Annotated in this window: 12 protein-coding genes; 1 reads left to right on the top strand and 11 read right to left on the bottom strand. The window is 36.7% G+C overall.

From position 1 onward, the window contains the following. Nucleotides 1-10: 10 nt before the first annotated feature. The 11 genes from LZZ90_RS11020 to dapA all read right to left on the bottom strand — a co-directional run bounded on the left by LZZ90_RS11020 (nt 11) and on the right by dapA (nt 15,282). Nucleotides 11-2,602, bottom strand: a complete 2,592-nt coding sequence (locus LZZ90_RS11020; RefSeq protein WP_237790753.1) for a T9SS type A sorting domain-containing protein — start codon at nt 2,600-2,602, stop codon at nt 11-13. Between the two features lie 163 nt (nt 2,603-2,765). Further along, nucleotides 2,766-6,551, bottom strand: coding sequence for a T9SS type A sorting domain-containing protein (locus LZZ90_RS11015; protein ID WP_237790752.1), 3,786 nt, complete (start codon nt 6,549-6,551; stop codon nt 2,766-2,768). Nucleotides 6,552-6,679: 128 nt separating this feature from the next. After that, nucleotides 6,680-7,483 carry an enoyl-ACP reductase gene (locus LZZ90_RS11010; protein ID WP_237790751.1) on the bottom strand — a complete coding sequence of 268 codons (804 nt, stop codon included), beginning with the start codon at nt 7,481-7,483 and terminating at the stop codon, nt 6,680-6,682. Nucleotides 7,484-7,508: 25 nt separating this feature from the next. Then, nucleotides 7,509-8,699, bottom strand: a complete 1,191-nt coding sequence (fabV, locus tag LZZ90_RS11005) for an enoyl-ACP reductase FabV (RefSeq protein ID WP_237790750.1) — start codon at nt 8,697-8,699, stop codon at nt 7,509-7,511. A gap of 76 nt (nt 8,700-8,775) precedes the next feature. After that, nucleotides 8,776-10,428, bottom strand: coding sequence for a DNA repair protein RecN (recN, locus tag LZZ90_RS11000; RefSeq protein WP_237790749.1), 1,653 nt, complete (start codon nt 10,426-10,428; stop codon nt 8,776-8,778). Between the two features lie 33 nt (nt 10,429-10,461). Then, nucleotides 10,462-11,346: a DUF4835 family protein gene (locus tag LZZ90_RS10995; RefSeq protein WP_237790748.1), complete on the bottom strand. Its 885-nt coding sequence runs from the start codon at nt 11,344-11,346 to the stop codon at nt 10,462-10,464. Further along, nucleotides 11,339-12,577: a bifunctional phosphopantothenoylcysteine decarboxylase/phosphopantothenate--cysteine ligase CoaBC gene (gene coaBC / locus LZZ90_RS10990; protein WP_237790747.1), complete on the bottom strand. Its 1,239-nt coding sequence runs from the start codon at nt 12,575-12,577 to the stop codon at nt 11,339-11,341. Before coaBC ends, LZZ90_RS10995 begins: the two co-directional genes overlap by 8 nt. Nucleotides 12,578-12,581: 4 nt before the next feature. Continuing rightward, nucleotides 12,582-12,899 carry a DNA-directed RNA polymerase subunit omega gene (locus LZZ90_RS10985; protein ID WP_237790746.1) on the bottom strand — a complete coding sequence of 106 codons (318 nt, stop codon included), beginning with the start codon at nt 12,897-12,899 and terminating at the stop codon, nt 12,582-12,584. 8 nt (nt 12,900-12,907) lie between these two features. Then, nucleotides 12,908-13,702, bottom strand: coding sequence for an outer membrane protein assembly factor BamD (locus LZZ90_RS10980; protein WP_237790745.1), 795 nt, complete (start codon nt 13,700-13,702; stop codon nt 12,908-12,910). Nucleotides 13,703-13,862: 160 nt separating this feature from the next. Beyond that, entirely contained in the window at nt 13,863-14,375 is a 513-nt protein-coding gene (locus LZZ90_RS10975) for a ferritin (RefSeq protein WP_237790744.1), read from the bottom strand. Between the two features lie 25 nt (nt 14,376-14,400). Further along, a complete protein-coding gene (gene dapA / locus LZZ90_RS10970) occupies nt 14,401-15,282 on the bottom strand; it encodes a 4-hydroxy-tetrahydrodipicolinate synthase (protein WP_237790743.1) in 882 nt (293 codons plus the stop codon). 194 nt (nt 15,283-15,476) lie between these two features. On the opposite strand from dapA, the gene LZZ90_RS10965 reads away from it, so the two are divergent. Beyond that, nucleotides 15,477-16,229 (top strand): 5'-nucleotidase C-terminal domain-containing protein, encoded by a 753-nt coding sequence (locus LZZ90_RS10965; protein ID WP_370640676.1) that lies wholly within the window; start codon nt 15,477-15,479, stop codon nt 16,227-16,229. Nucleotides 16,230-16,235: the final 6 nt, after the last annotated feature.

Genomic DNA, 16,235 nt, shown 5'->3' with positions numbered 1-16,235 from the left:
ACTTAAAATATTATTGTTTTACAACTTTAATAGATTTAGTCATACCATCCGATGTAACTTTTACAATATAGTTACCAGATGTTAAGTTCGACATATCAATTTGACCTAAAGTTGCATTAATTGATTTAGTTATTACATTCTGACCTAACATATTGTAAACTTCAACAGAAGTAATATCAGAAGAATAAGTAATATTCAAGATGTCTTTCACAGGGTTTGGATACACTTTAAAAGAAGCTACATCGAATGACTCTGCCCCTAAAGTAGCAGTTCCAGTAACATCAAGTGTAAAAGGTCCTTCCTGAGAATCGAACGAACCACTGTAATATCCAATATTAATCCAGTACTGACCCGCTGCTAAAGCAGTTAAGTCAAGTGTTTCAGAACCTCCTGTACCACTGTCATCAACTGAATCAACACAAGTAAATGTTCCGCAAGAACCTGAATAAACAGCAACTTTAGGATCCCAACCCGCAACATTAGTTAATGCAACTGATACATCACCCGGGGTATCAACTGTAAAAGTATACCACACTCCATCATTTGCCCCTCCACAAGAAGAAACAAAGCCTGAATTATTAGTTGCTGAACTTGCATCTTGAGCATTATTGTAAGGCAACGAAGAAATTTCTGTAGCATTTGCACAAACATCGTTTGCCGGTGGCGGTGGAGGCGTTCCAACACAAACATTAAAACTCATCTGATCATTTCCTCCGTCCCATGCGTAAACTCTAACATAATATGTGTTTCCAACTGTCAAACCGGAAACATCATAAGTTTCAGGATCACTACTACCCACTAAAGTTAATGCAGCACATCCTCCAGTTCCGTTGTAAAGACCAATTCCCATATCTTCTGATGTACCTACAACAGAAGTCACATCTGTTAAAGAAATTCTGTGAGCTGTTGCTGCTGCTACGAAACTGTACCATACATCTCTTTCTGGTGTTCCAGTAACATCATCTGTCTGTGAAGATTGAGTAGCCGCTGTTGTACTACCTGCTGTTACAGTAGCGCAAGAAAAATCTGCATTGACTGTTAAGGCAATTGCTCCAGAACACTCATCGTTTGCTGGTGGGCAAGCTAAATAATTAAATGTTCCTAATGAAACATTACAAGTGGCATCACCACCATGATATAATGTCAATGTTACCGGAGTACCAAACGCCCATGGACCTACCTGAGTTACACCAGTTGAGAAAATAGGCCAAGCATCTGTACCGTCTGAAATATAAGGATCTACACCATTACCTAAATCTGTTATGTTAACATCTACAAAAAACATATCACCAAAACAATCAGCAACCATAGAAGTTGTTGCAGCTAATGGAGTACAAGAAGCTTCAACGATATTCACAGAAAAATCAAGAGTTACACCGTAAGAATCTGAATAACAAGGATCAGCAGGAATCTGTGCATTATCCGAAGCTACAATTCTCATTTTGTGAATTCCAAGAGCTGCCCCAATTGGCATAGTATAAGAAGCGTTCAATACTGTAGGGTTTGGAGCTAAAGATTCACCGTGGTAAACGATTTCACTAGCTTCAAATGTATAATTGTCGTTAAAGTCAATCCAGATATTGGTATCATAAGTATAACCCGTAGCAAATGAAATTTGAGTATTTGCATTGATACCTCTTGCTAAATCAACTGTTGTAGCCGAGTGATCAAAATAAGTAACATCCGTTGTCGGGAAATCTGTAGTTCCGATTTGAACATTTGTGATACCTGAATTATCATTACTAGTTGGATTAGAAGTACAATAACAACCTGAACCAGCCGTTGAAAAAGTATTCTCTGTACAACCTACAGCATCACCTATTGCGTTATACGGAACCACTTTCCAATAGTACATTGTTCCAATGGCAGGAAGAGTTAAATTGTATGAGGTAGCACTTCCTAAATCAGAATTATTTAATACCTCTGTACCTCCTGGAGTTGTACCGATGGTTAGTTTATACCCCATTGCTTCAGCAGAAGCATCCCAAGTTAAAGGTACTGCATAATTACCGCATGAAGCATTTGGCGCAGCTACGGCATTTGTCGAACATGAAGGAACATTGCTTAAAACCTGAACCGCAGAGAAATTATCAATATAAACATCATAATCTCCACCTACCCAAGTAAACAAAAATCTAAGCATAATGTCTGAACTCATTGGAAGACTGGCTCCAGGAACAGTAGCAGTTTTGGTAGCACATGTATTTGCTACTGTGTGATTTGCATCATCAATAGTAAAAAAAGTTGTCCAAGCAGTACCGTTGTCAACAGAATACTGAACTTGGATATTTCCCCAACCTGCCGGTGTAGCTGTAGTAGAATTCCAGTTTTCAATTTTATAATCAAAACTAACTGTCATATCTGTTGCATTGGAAACAGCAACTTGGTTTGGAGAAGTTAAAGTGCCGGTAGTAGAAAAACCATAGAGATTTCCTCTAATTGAATTTCCGGCACAAGATTCACTGGCAGATATTGTTTTACCCCCAGTCTCGGTCCATCCTGCAGGCATAGATGTACCCCCATCAAAGTTTTGTGTTAGCACCACTTGACCAAATGACAAGCACGAAACTAACATAAAACAAAATAATGTAATTCTTTTCATTAGTTGTATTTTTTAAAAAATTTTTACAAAAATACACTTTCACTTAACATATATATAAGAAATATCGTTAAAATTTAAAATTGTTAACAAATATGTAAAAATTGAAAAATAATAATAAAAAAAGCGGCCTTTGGCCGCTTTTTATAACAATTTTGAAATAAAATTATTGTTTTACAACTTTAATAGATTTTGTAATACCATCAGCAGTAACTTTTAATATATAGTTACCAGATGTTAAATTTGACATATCGATTTGCCCTTGAGTTGCATTAACCGATTTAGTTATTACATTTTGACCTAACATATTGTAAACTTCAACAGAAGTAATGTCAGTTGAATAAGTAATATTCAAGATGTCTTTCACAGGGTTTGGATATGCTTTAAATGAAGCGATATCAAAAGATTGTGAACTTAACGAAGCATCATAAGCTGAAATACCGAATCCTCCAGCATTATCATTTCCGTATTCATAAACTCTGATGTAAAGAGTCTCACCAGCTGTTCTTCCAGTAATACTTACTTTAGAATAAGAACCGGTCGCTGCACCATCGTCGTCACAACCAATTTGAGTTAAGCTTCCACAAGCTCCAGCATAAACAGTAACTACTGTATCTAAACCGGTAGCTCCAGTTGTAGAATTTCCAGTTTCGATAGTAATATTACCACCAGCTGGAACTTGAACTGTATACCATATATCATTTCCTGAGAAACCGTTACAAGTTGTTGGAGCAGTTTCGTTAGATGTTGTAGCACCTGAATTCGTACCGTCTGTAACATAACTAGAAACAGAAGCCCCAGGAGTTAAAGCAATAGCTGCAGCACAATCATCATTTACAGGAGGACAAGATGTATAATTAAAAGTACCTAAATTCATGTTACATGAAGCATCACCATGATACAATGTTAAACTAACCGGAGAACCATTGTTCCAAGGCCCTAGTTGAGTCACACCAACTCCAAAAATTGGCCATGCATCAGTTCCGTCAGTAATATATGGATCTACACTGGTTCCTAAATCTGTAACATTAATTTCAACCATATAAGTACCAGCACTACAATCCGGAATTACCGAAGTTGAAACAGTCATAGGAGTACAAGTTCCATCAACAATGTTAACAGAGAAATCAAGAGTTACACCGTAAGTTCCAGAATAACATGGGTTTGCAGGGCTTTGTACAGCATCAGTAGCAACGATTCTCATTTTGTGTAAACCTAGAGAAGCAGCTATTGGCATAGTATAAGATGCATTCAATACTGTAGGATTTGTTGCTAAAGATTCACCGTGGTAAACGATTTCACTAGCCTCAAATGTATAGTTGTCATTGAAGTCAATCCAGATATTAGTATCATAAGTATAACCCGTAGCAAATGAAATTTGAGTATTTGCATTAATACCTCTAGCTAAATCAACTGTTGTAGCCGAGTGGTCAAAATAAGTAACGTCTGTTGTTGGGAAGTCAGTAGTTCCTATTTGAACGTTTGTAATACCTGAATTATCATTACTAGTTGGAGTAGACGGACAGTAACATCCATTAGCCGAAGTTGTAAATGTTTGCTCAGTACAACCAGTTGCAACACCTGCTCCGTTAAAAGGACTAACAGTAAAATAATAAGTAGCATTTGTGTTTCCTGTATAAGAATAGCTAGTACCGGCAACATCAACATTGTTTAAGATATCTGTTGCTCCCGGAGTAGTACCCATAGAGATTTTATAACCGTCTGCCTCAGCAGTAGCATCCCAAGTAATGTTAGTTGCTCTGTTTCCACATGATGCATCAGGAGTAGCAACAATGTTTGAAGCACAAGCTGGAGGAGCAGATGGAATTGGTTCCCAAGCTACATCGTCAATAAGAACACTGTTTGCAGGAACCCCTGTATGTCTAATTGCTAAATGATCTGTGTAAACACCAGCAGCAGGATTAACAACATATTGTGCATAAGTTAAAGATGCAGCAGTTGCAGTTCCTAATACAACAAAGGTTGAAGCATTAGTTGGGTTAGTTAAATAACCTACTTCGATAACTCCACCAGCAGTAAAGTTAGCTCTCATTTTCATTTTCAATCTGTGAGTACCAGCACCTAAATTAGATACAGGTTGTAATCTAACAACAGCTTGGTTTGTACCAGATCCTGAATAAACGTATAATGTGTTTGGAGCTGAATTATTAGAACCTGTTTGTGTATTAACAGTTCCGTTTGCTCCAACTTTTTGCCAACAAGAAGGCATTGCAGGTGCAGTAACCGTATCGAAGCTTTCTGTGAAGTCAGTCACACTTGAACATGCAGTTGTGAAAGTATAAGGACCTGTCCAAGTACTTGTTCCACTTCCTCCACAATCTGACTGTACGTAAAAATCGTATGAAGTATTTGCTGTCAATGATGAAACTGCATAAGGACTAGTTACACCTGTAGCCATTGTTCCAGTTCCAAGAGCGAAACCAGCTGTACCGTATTGTACATTCCAAAGAGTTTCAGTAGCACCTGCAGACCAAACTAAATTAGCTCCAGAAGAAGTAACACTGTTAACCCCTAAAGAAGAAAGCAATGGAGCCACACATGCAGGTGACAAATCGATAGAAATATCATCTAAGGAAATATACCAAGGTGTACCATTCATGTACCCTTTAATACCAACATAATAAATTCCTGAAGCTGATGGAATGAAGTTACCAATAATCTGTTGATAACCTCCATTGATAATACCAGTTGCAGGAACAATAACATTAGTCATTCCAGCCGCATCTGCTGTTGTACCATAACTAACTGCAATGTTAGAGTTTGCAGCTGTTGCACCGTCCTGACGAGCATAAAAAGAAATAGTATAACTTGTACCAGAAGTTAAATTAATTGGAATAAACAACCAATCTTCGTTTGAATATCTTAAGAAAGCATTCCAAGATCCTGTTCTAGGTGTTCTGTTATAATCTGTAAATGTATTGTTTGCCATCCAACTTTCAGTTCCAGCAACCGAAGCTTGAGATAAACAACCAGCTACTAATGTATTATGTGTATATCCCGATTCAAAACCTTCAAAATAAGGAATAGTATAAGCAACACAAGGAGTTGTAAATGAATAAGGTCCAGACCATGAACTTGTTCCATTTCCACCACAATCAGCCTGTACATAGAACTGATAAGATGTGTTAGGAGTTAATCCGCCTAATGAATGAGGATTTGTTACACCATTTACAATCGTTCCTGTACCTAATGCAAAACCTGAAGCCCCCCATTGAATATTCCATAAAGTTTCTGTACCAGTAGCTGTCCAAGTTAAATTAGCACCAGATGATGTAACAGTATTTACCGATAAATTACCTGGCTGTAAACAAGTTGGAGGAGTTCCATCTGTGTAGTTAAACTGAATTACAGGACGGTTAGTATTTGTACTGTTTGTAGTTACACCACAAGCAGTTGCACTATCAACTCTATAAAATCTAGATCCGTTTGTAACTCCAGTTGTAACCCTAACTTGTCCATAAGGAGAAGTAAAAGCATTTGGTCCGTCACTACAAATTTCAATAACAACATTATCTACTCCATTCCATACAAAGGGTGTATCAAAAGTTATCATGTCAAAAGCTCCTGCAGCAGTTACTGTAGGATTGTAGCTAAATGGGTTTTTAACCACGCTTGTTGGCGAAGAAATGTGAGCAGCCGCATTTGTAGCAGCTGTATGCCCCATCTTAATTGTGTAACCAAGAAGATCTCCACCTCCGTAATCTCCTGCAATAGAAAATCCTAAAGCAGTAATCTGATCATAAGGCGTCATAGTTGCGCTTAATTCGGATGCTGTATACACTACTTGATACCTAAAGGCATTGTAGTAACCATCAATGGGATCATTCCCAGTACTGGTCGTAGTACCATTATCCGTACCGACCACAAAAGACTGAGCACTCATGTGCCAGCTTGCAATCAATAGCATGAATAATAAAGTAATTTTTTTCATAAAAAAGGTTTATTTTAATTATTCGCTAAAAATAACAATAATTAATTAACAAAAAACCAATTTTATTATAAAACACAAAACTCACGTTATACGTGAGTTTTAAAACATATTTAAGAATATTTTTCTTATTAAAAAAAATCCATTACTGCATCACTTACGCCCATATTAGAGAAACCTCCATCATGCAATAGGTTTTGCAAAGTAACTTTTTTGGTTAAATCCGAAAACATTACAACTGTATAATTTGCACAATCCAGAGCTGTTGCATTGCCTAGTGGTGACATCTTATCAGCAAAGGAAATAAAACCATCAAAACCTTTAACTCCCTGCCCCGCTGTTGTTGCTGTAGGAGATTGCGAGATTGTATTTACACGAACCTTTTTATCCCTTCCAAAGAAATATCCAAAAGAACGCGCTACGGATTCAAGATATGCCTTATTATCTGCCATATCATTATAATCCGGAAAAACACGCTGAGCAGCCATATAACTCAAAGCTACTATACTACCCCACTGGTTCATCGCATCCTTTTTATACAAAACTTGCATTACCTTGTGAAATGAAACAGCAGAAACATCCCAACCTTTCTGAGTAAACTCATAATTTTGATTGGTATAATGATTCCCTTTACGAACATTTACCGACATACCGATAGAATGCAAAACAAAGTCAATTTTCCCGCCAAGGATTTCCATTGCTTTTTCAACAAGATTTTCCAAATCTTCAACCGAAGTCGCATCAGCAGGGATGATTTGTGAACCGGTTTTTTCAGCTAACTCACTGATCGTTCCCATTCTCATAGCAACCGGTGCATTAGTTAGAACAAAAGCCCCTCCTTCTTCGTGCACTCTTTCAGCGGTCTTCCAAGCGATTGAATTTTCATCCAACGCTCCGAAAATAATTCCTCTTTTTCCTTTTAATAAATTGTACATCGAAACAAATTAAACCTGATAAATATTAAGCGATACTCGGAACATTAACCACTTCGTTGGTATCGGCCTGATAATCAACTCCGGCAAACTCAAATCCGAAAAGGTTATAAAAATCAGAACGATATCCTGCCAAATCACCAATTTCAGCTAAATTTTCAGTGGTAGCCTGTGCCCATAGAGCGTCAACTTTAGCCTGAATATCATCGCGCATTTCCCAATCATCGATACGGATTCTTCCTTTATCATCAGTAGGAATTTCACTTCCGTTATACAAACGCTGTTGGAACAAACGCTGCATCTGCTCGATACATCCTTCGTGAATACCTTCTTCCTTCATAGTTTTATACAAAAGAGAAATATATAATGGAATTACTGGAATAGCTGAACTCGCCTGAGTAACCAAAGCTTTGTTTACCGAAACATACGCTTTTCCGTTAATATCTTTTAATTTGTCAGAAATTTCGAAAGCGGTTGCCTCCAAATGATCTTTAGCTCGACCAATTGTTCCTTTTCTGTAAACCGGCTCTGTTAAAGCTGGGCCAATATAAGAATAAGCAACAGTTGTAGCACCCGGAGCTAAAACACCGGCCTCTTTCAAAGCATCCATCCACATAGCCCAATCTTCACCACCCATAACGGTTACCGTGTTTTCGATATCGTCACCACTACATGGCTCGATAGAAATCTCAGAAACTTTTCCAGTGTGGAAATCTACTGTTTTATTTGTAAAAGGAGCACCGATAGGTTTAAGAACCGAACGGTGTAAAACTCCTGTTGTTGGATGTAAACGAACCGGTGATGCTAAACTATAAATAATCAAATCCACCTGACCTAAATCAGCTTTGATAAGATCGATGGTTTGTTGTTTCACTTCATTTGAGAAAGCGTCGCCGTTGATGCTTTTGGCATACAAACCTGCTTTGTGAGCTTCTACTTCAAAAGCCGCAGAATTGTACCAACCCGGTGAAGCTGTTTTACCTTCCGCCGATGGTTTTTCAAAAAAAACACCAATAGTTGCCGCGCCGCTTCCAAAAGCACTTGTAATTCTTGAAGCCAATCCGAATCCGGTAGACGCTCCAATTACCAATACTTTCTTTGCACCATCAATGGTACCTTTTGATTTTACATATTCAATTTGATTTTTTACACTCTGCTCACATCCTTTCGGGTGGGACGTCAAACAGATAAATCCTCTCATTCTAGGTTCTATAATCATAATGTTGTGATAAGTAGTATTATTTAAAAAATGAACATTACATTCATTTTATACTGACAAATATAGGCGGTTTTTTTTAGTTCAACAACGCTTTGGCATGAATTAGCGCCGAATCGGTTACGTCTTTACCGGAAAGCATTTCCGCAATTTCTGAAATACGCTCCTGCTCATTGAGCAATTTAAGTTGAGAAACTGTACTCTCCCCTATTATCGACTTATAAACTTTATAATGCTGATGCCCTTTCGCAGCAATTTGAGGCAAGTGTGTGATAGCAAAAACCTGCATTTCAGCGCTCATCTGTTTCATAATATCACCCATTTTATTGGCAACATCACCGGAAACTCCTGTATCAATTTCATCAAAAATAATGGTGGGAAGCTTCGAATAATTCGCTAGTATTGATTTCACTGCCAACATGATTCGCGACATTTCACCACCGGAAGCTACTTTTTTAAGCAAACCAAAATTCGTTCCTTTATTAGCAGAGAACAACAACTGAATTACATCTTTTCCGGTAGCTAAAAAGGTTTCAGATTGAGCAATTTCAAACTGAAAACGCGCATTTGGCATTCCGAGTTGTGATAATATATCTGTGATTTTTTCAGTTAATACAGAAAAAGCATTACTTCTCTTAGTTGATATTTCGCCAGCTAATGCGTCAAGAATTAATGATGTTTCCTGAATTTCTTTCTCCAGCTTTTGAATGGTGACTTCCAGATCATCTGCCTGAACCACTTTATTGTCCAGTTCGTTCTGAATGATTAACAGCTCCTCAACTGAAGCAACCTGATGCTTTTTCTGAAGTGAATATATCGTTTGCAATTTCTGGTTTACCAATTCCAATTGTTCAGGATCGTTTACCAATTTCTCCGATTGATTGTACAATTCTGACGCAATATCATCCATCTCGATCAGTACAGATGAAATGCGCTCTGATAAAGCTTGAAAATCTGAAGAAAGCCCTACAATTTTACTTAAAGCTGTCTTAACCTCTTTTAAGTTTTGTATAATTCCGATTTGCTCTTCGTTGGAAATTGCCAAAGATTTGTCCAATGCTTCACGGATGAATTCTACATTGCTTAGTTTCTCCTGAATTTCTTCCAAAGTTTGCTGCTCGCCTTCTTTTAATTGAGCGGAAAGCAATTCTTCCAGTAAAAAAGAATTGTAATCCTGTTCCTTGGATAAAGAATCTTTTTCGGTAGTAAGTCGTTTTAATTCCGATTTAGCCTTTTTATATTTAGAAAGTTCTGAATTGTATTTTTGTAAAAGTTCCTGATTTCCGGCAACGGCATCCACAATTTGAATTTGGTATTCCTCGTTGGAAAGTTCCTGAGTTTGATGCTGGGAATGAATATCGATAAGAAAATCGCCCAATTCTATTAATTCATTCAAATTCACCGGGCTGTCATTAATAAAGGCACGCGATTTTCCTGAAGGCAAAATTTCCCTGCGGATGATCGTCAAATCCTCATAATCCAAGTCATTTTCTGAAAAGAAATGCTGTAAGTGATAATCTGAAATTTTAAAATGCGCTTCGATAACACATTTTTGTTCCTTATCTTTTAATGAAGTAAGATCGGCTCGCTTACCCAAAACCAGTCCCAAAGCACCCAATAAAATTGATTTACCCGCACCGGTTTCTCCGGTAATAATGGAAAGCTTGTTGGAAAAATTCATCTCCAACTGTTCGATGAGTGCAAAATTTTTAATGGAAAGATGTGTCAGCATAATTTGTGCCTGATAAATTGGTAAAACACAAATTTAGAATTTTATCTTATTCCACTTAGCAGAATTTAAAGGTGAAATTCGGTTTAAAGTTTCCGAAAGCTCTGCAATATTTACATTTGGTCCTCCAGAGAATACCGAAACGATTTCATCCGCTTTAGCATCAAAGAAAACTCGAGTGATAAACGCATTTGGACGAGTGCTGTGAATTTTAGATACAGTCTGAACCGCCTTTACAACACCTTCTTTGGCTTCTTTTTTATTATCGGTCATTTTATCCATAGCCGATGAATACTCATAAAGTGCATCACGAAAAGGAGTAAAAGTATTCGAAAGCAAATCGTTTACTAAGTAATAGCGATTTTGTTTTTTTTCGGTTTGAGTCCAACCAGCAATACCACTTGATTGTGCAAGGTTTACAATATTAGCAGCTTGTTCAAGATATTTGGTTCCGCCTTGATTTGAAAACGTATCAGCGTCTAACCCAATAATCATGTTTGCATAAAAAGCTACAACAGCCACAAGATTTGAATCGTAACTGTTCGGGTTAAACAAAAGATTTTCAAATTCAATATAACGGAATTCAAATTCCTTGTCATTAAAATTTAAAACCGGAGACGAATAGGTAGAATTATAAACCGGTCTTGAAGACTGCACCTGAATGGTCCCTTTAAAATTGTTGGATTCGTAAGACTGTATAGTAATGAACATACTGCAGTCAATGCGCTCATTCTGACCATAACTTTTGGTAGTCCATTTAGTGTTGTTCATAAACTCACCTAATGAGCGCTCCAAAGTTTTGAATATCTGAGTATTGGCATTGGTAATCTGATCATAATTTACTTTTACAGTACAGTTCAATTCTTGACTATAGCCAAATGAGACAACCAATAAAAGTCCAGCTAAAATCCAATTACGCATAATGTTCTATTATTTTATTAATGATATCCTGAGCGACGTCTTCTTTTGATTTTAAATCCATTGGTTCGATTACAAAATCTTTATCAATGAAGGTAACTTTATTGGTTGATTTCCCAAATCCGGCACCTTGATCGTTCAAAGAATTTAAAACAATCAAATCTAGGTTTTTTTTCTGAATTTTCTGCTTTGCATGCTCAATTTCATTTTCAGTTTCCAAAGCAAAACCAATAAGAAACTGATTCTTCTTAATTGCCCCTAACGAAGCTAAGATATCTTGTGTTTTTTCCAGTTCTATTGTAAACGCTGCATCGTTCTTTTTTATTTTTTGAGCCGCTACATTTTTAGGTCGATAATCAGCAACGGCTGCAGCGGCAATAGTCACATCTACATTATTAAAATGGTTGTGACAAACCTCAAACATTTGCTGAGCAGAAGTAACGCGCTCTACCCTAACCAGAGAATTATTGAGTTGTAAATGAGTCGGTCCGGAAACCAAAATTACTTCAGCTCCAGAATTAGCAGCTGCTTTAGCAATATCAAAACCCATTTTCCCGGTTGAATGATTTCCAATAAAACGCACCGGATCAATGGCTTCATAAGTAGGTCCGGCTGTCACTAAAATTTTCTTTCCTTTTAAAGGAAGTTTGCTTTCCAAATCCTTTTCGAGAAATGCAACAATGTTTTCGGGTTCTGCCATTCTGCCTTCTCCGGACAAACCACTTGCTAATTCACCACTTTCCGCCGGGATAATTATATTCCCAAAATCGCGTAATGATCTAAAACTAGCTAAAGTGGAAGGATGCTTGTACATATCCAAATCCATAGCAGGAGCAAAATAAACAGGGCACTTTGCAGACAAATAGGTTGCAATCAAAAGATTATCGCAATTGCCATTCACCATTTTGGAAAGTGTGTTGGCAGTCGCCGGAGCAATCAGCATCAAATCTGCCCAAAGCGCAAAATCGACATGATTGTTCCACTGTGCATTCTGCTTCGCCTGTTCGCCTTTATGGCTCGGGTCATCTTCTTCATTAAAAAAAGAGGAATACACCGGATTTTTAGAAAGTGTGGATAATGTTAAAGGAGTAACAAAATCTTTAGAGGCAGGTGTCATGATTACTTGAACCTGAGCGCCTGCCTTTATAAGTAGTCTAACCAATGTGGCTGTTTTGTATGCGGCAATTCCTCCGGAGATGCCGAGAATAATTTTTTTACCGCTTAAAACAGACATGGTTTTATTTATTTGAATCTCTGTAGTAAATTTTATCTTCCAACCATTCCTGCACCGCTAAAGCGTGAGGTTTTGGTAATTTTTCATAAAATTTAGATACTTCAATTTGTTCTTTGTTTTCGAAGATTTCCTCTAAACTGTCATTGTAAGTAGCAAACTCGTCCAATTTGTCGATCAATTCTTTCTTAATTTCAGAATTAATCTGATTCGCTCTTCTTGCCATAATGGTAATTGCTTCATAAATATTACCGGTTGGCTCTTCAATCTTACTTTTATTATAAGTAATTGTATTTACTGGAGCAGTAGTTTTCTTTAAATCCATGAGACTTTTTATTTAGAAAATTTTTGTAATTCTTTATCGATTTGCGCCAACATTTCATCGGCTTGTTTTTTATATTTTGTATCTTCTTTGAAACGCATAAGAACTGAATAAGAAGATTTTGCAATATTTAAACGCTCTTCCACTTTTGAAGGAATACTGTTCAAAGCTAACTTATATGAAGAATCATATTTATAAAACAATGCGTCTTCTTTATATTTTGTTCCCGGGAAATCAATCATAAAGTTATCCAAGGCACTAATTGCAGATTTATAATCTGAAATTCTATTATATTGCTTAGCGATTTCAAAAGCCTTCTTTTCAAGTTTATCCTTTAATTCACTAGTAATCTTGTTTGCCTCTTCAAGATGTGGTGAATTCGGGTAAGTATTGATATAGTTTTGTAATTTATCCAACGCTTTTTCCGTATCTACCTGGTCTAACGAATAAACCGGAGAAAGAAAAGAGTAACATTTTGCTCCCAAATAGGCAGTTTCTTCTCTGTTTTCACTCTTTGGATAAGTTGCCGCAAACGACTCAAATTGATAAGCAGCTAAATAATACTGTTCTGTTTTATAATAGGATTGAGCAAACATATAAAAAAGCTTTTCAGCATTAGCTTTCCCTCGGTTTGGTCCTGATAACTGTTCAAACAAACGAATTGCTTTTTCATATTTTCCAGCTTCATACTTTTGGGTTGCAACTTCATATTTGAATGACAAATCCTCAGATTTCAAAGCCTTTTGATAAGGGCTGCAGGAAATAAGTAGTATTGAAAAAAGAAAAATATATAAAAATTTACTCATGTTTATCGGTTTATCAAAGCTTTTACAGTCAGTTTACCTAATTTAAAAAGCAACTGCAAAAGTAATTATTAATTAGAGATTACAAAATCTTTTTACCATAGAAAATTAAAAAGACGCCCAGTTTAAAGAACATCTTTTTAAAAACTATAAAAAACAGTATTTATTGCACTTCATTTTTATTAGCTCCGGAGAAATTTTTCATGTCGTTATCAAACAAATACAAACCTCCTTTATCATCTCCTATCAGGTTAATTTTATCCAGAATGGTTCTCGCAGTTGCTTCTTCTTCAATCTGTTCCGAAACATACCATTGTAAAAAATTATGCGTTGCATAATCCTTCTCACCCAAAGAAATATGAACCAATTCATTAATGCTGGCCGAAACCATTACCTCATGTTCATACAACTGTGTAAAAAGCGCCTTAAACGAAGAACAATCCAAAACAGGTTCAATCACATTAGGAATTTTGGCTTCTCCGCCTCGCTGATTGGCATATTTCACCAATTTAAGCATATGCATACGCTCTTCATCCGATTGTTTATACATGAAAGCTGAAATACCTTCAAACCCCTGAACTTCAGCCCAGGAAGCCATCGCCAGATAAATTTGTGAAGAATCCGCTTCAACTTTTATCTGTCCGTTAATTGCTTCTTGAATAGTTTTAGACAACATAACCTAATTAGTTTAAGTGTTTATGCTAATTTACAATTTTCTTTACAAAAGTATCAAGTCGATTTGCTAAATCTTCGTTAACGTTAACTAGCGGCAAACGCACTGTGTTTTCAGACAATCCCAATGATTTGAACACTTCTTTGATACCTCCCGGGTTTCCTTGCTCAAAAATCATGTCGATACTGTCAGCTAAAAGATAATGCAATTTATAGGCCTCATCTACTTTACGCTGCAAACCTAAACGCACCATTTCTGAGAATTCTTTCGGGAAGCCTTCACCAATCACAGAGATCACTCCTGCCCCACCAGCTAAAACCATTGGAAGTGTGATCATATCGTCCCCAGAAATAACTAAGAAATCTTTTGGTTTGTCCTGAATAATTTTCATTGCCTGAACAATATCTCCGGCAGCTTCTTTGATTCCGATGATGTTTTTAAAATCGTTTGCCAATCTTAAAACCGTTGAAGGCAACATATTACTTGCAGTTCTTCCCGGAACATTGTAAACGATAACCGGAATCGGAGCATTTTCTGCAACCATTTTAAAATGCTGATAAATCCCTTCCTGAGTAGGTTTGTTATAATAGGGTGAAACCGATAAAATTGCCGAAAAACCGGTAAAATCTCTTGTTTTCAGCTCTTCAACCACTTTCATAGTATTGTTTCCTCCAACTCCTAAAACCAATGGAAGCCTTCCGTTGTTCGCTTCTTTTATCGTATTGATAACCAACTCTTTCTCATCTGCAGTTAACGTTGCGGATTCGGCAGTAGTTCCCAAAACCACTAAATATTCCACTCCTCCATCAATTACATAATTCACGATTCTTTTAAGAGCTTCAACATCTACAGAAAAATCTTTTTTAAAAGGGGTTACCAGCGCAACTCCGGTTCCAATGAATGATTGCATTTTTATATGTTTTAGTTATAATTGTTCGAAATTCTTTACGAAATTAATCCAAAATCAGGTTCAAGATAATTTATTAACTCTTTTTTATCATCCCAAGTCGTATCGGTTATAAAAAACATAGTACTTTTACCTAAATTATTATTGAAAATTAAGTTCCGTTAAAGATGGTAAAGTTAAGGAAGTATAACCGTTTTTTGATACATTTTTTTATTGGTTTGGGATTTTTTTTAGTGCTTTCATGTGCAAGTAAGCCGTATTACAATTCCAAAATTGAAGGCAAAAAAATTGGCGTAACCAGTGAATATGGACAGGTAAATTCCATCGATGAATTTGTAACCCCTTACCGCAACCATATCAATAAAGATCTTGACAATGTGCTGGCTTATGCTCCTGAAACCCTGGACAAGAGTAAGGGAGAATGGCAAACAACCATCGGTAATTTAATGGCAGATATGACTGTTGAAATGGGAAATCCTGTATTTCAGGCAAGACATAAAAAGAATATTGATATCTGTATTCTAAATCACGGCGGAATCCGTGCTATTTTACCAAAAGGTAATGTAACTACCCGAACCGCATTTGAAATCATGCCCTTTGAAAACAGCCTGATAATTGTAGCTTTAAAAGGAGCTCAAATAAAGGAAATGGCAGAATATATCTTAAGAGAAAAAAAACCACATCCGTTAAACGGTTTAAAAATAATTGCTGACAAGAACAGTCTAACCATTAAATCGTTAAGCGTTAACGGTCAGCCTTTGGATGAAACAAAAACTTATTACGTAGCCACTTCCGACTATTTGTCTAACGGCGGGGATAAAATGGATTTCTTCAAAAAAGGAATACAATCTTTCGAGATGGATTACAAACTGCGTAATCTGATGATCGATTACTTTAAAAAAGTAGACACAATTCCGGTAATTACCACAGAAAGAGTTGTTTTAGAGTAAATTTGA

Source organism: Flavobacterium sp. SM15, assembly GCF_022012335.1.
Taxonomy (GTDB): domain Bacteria; phylum Bacteroidota; class Bacteroidia; order Flavobacteriales; family Flavobacteriaceae; genus Flavobacterium.
This window is presented reverse-complemented; position numbering and strand designations above follow the sequence as displayed.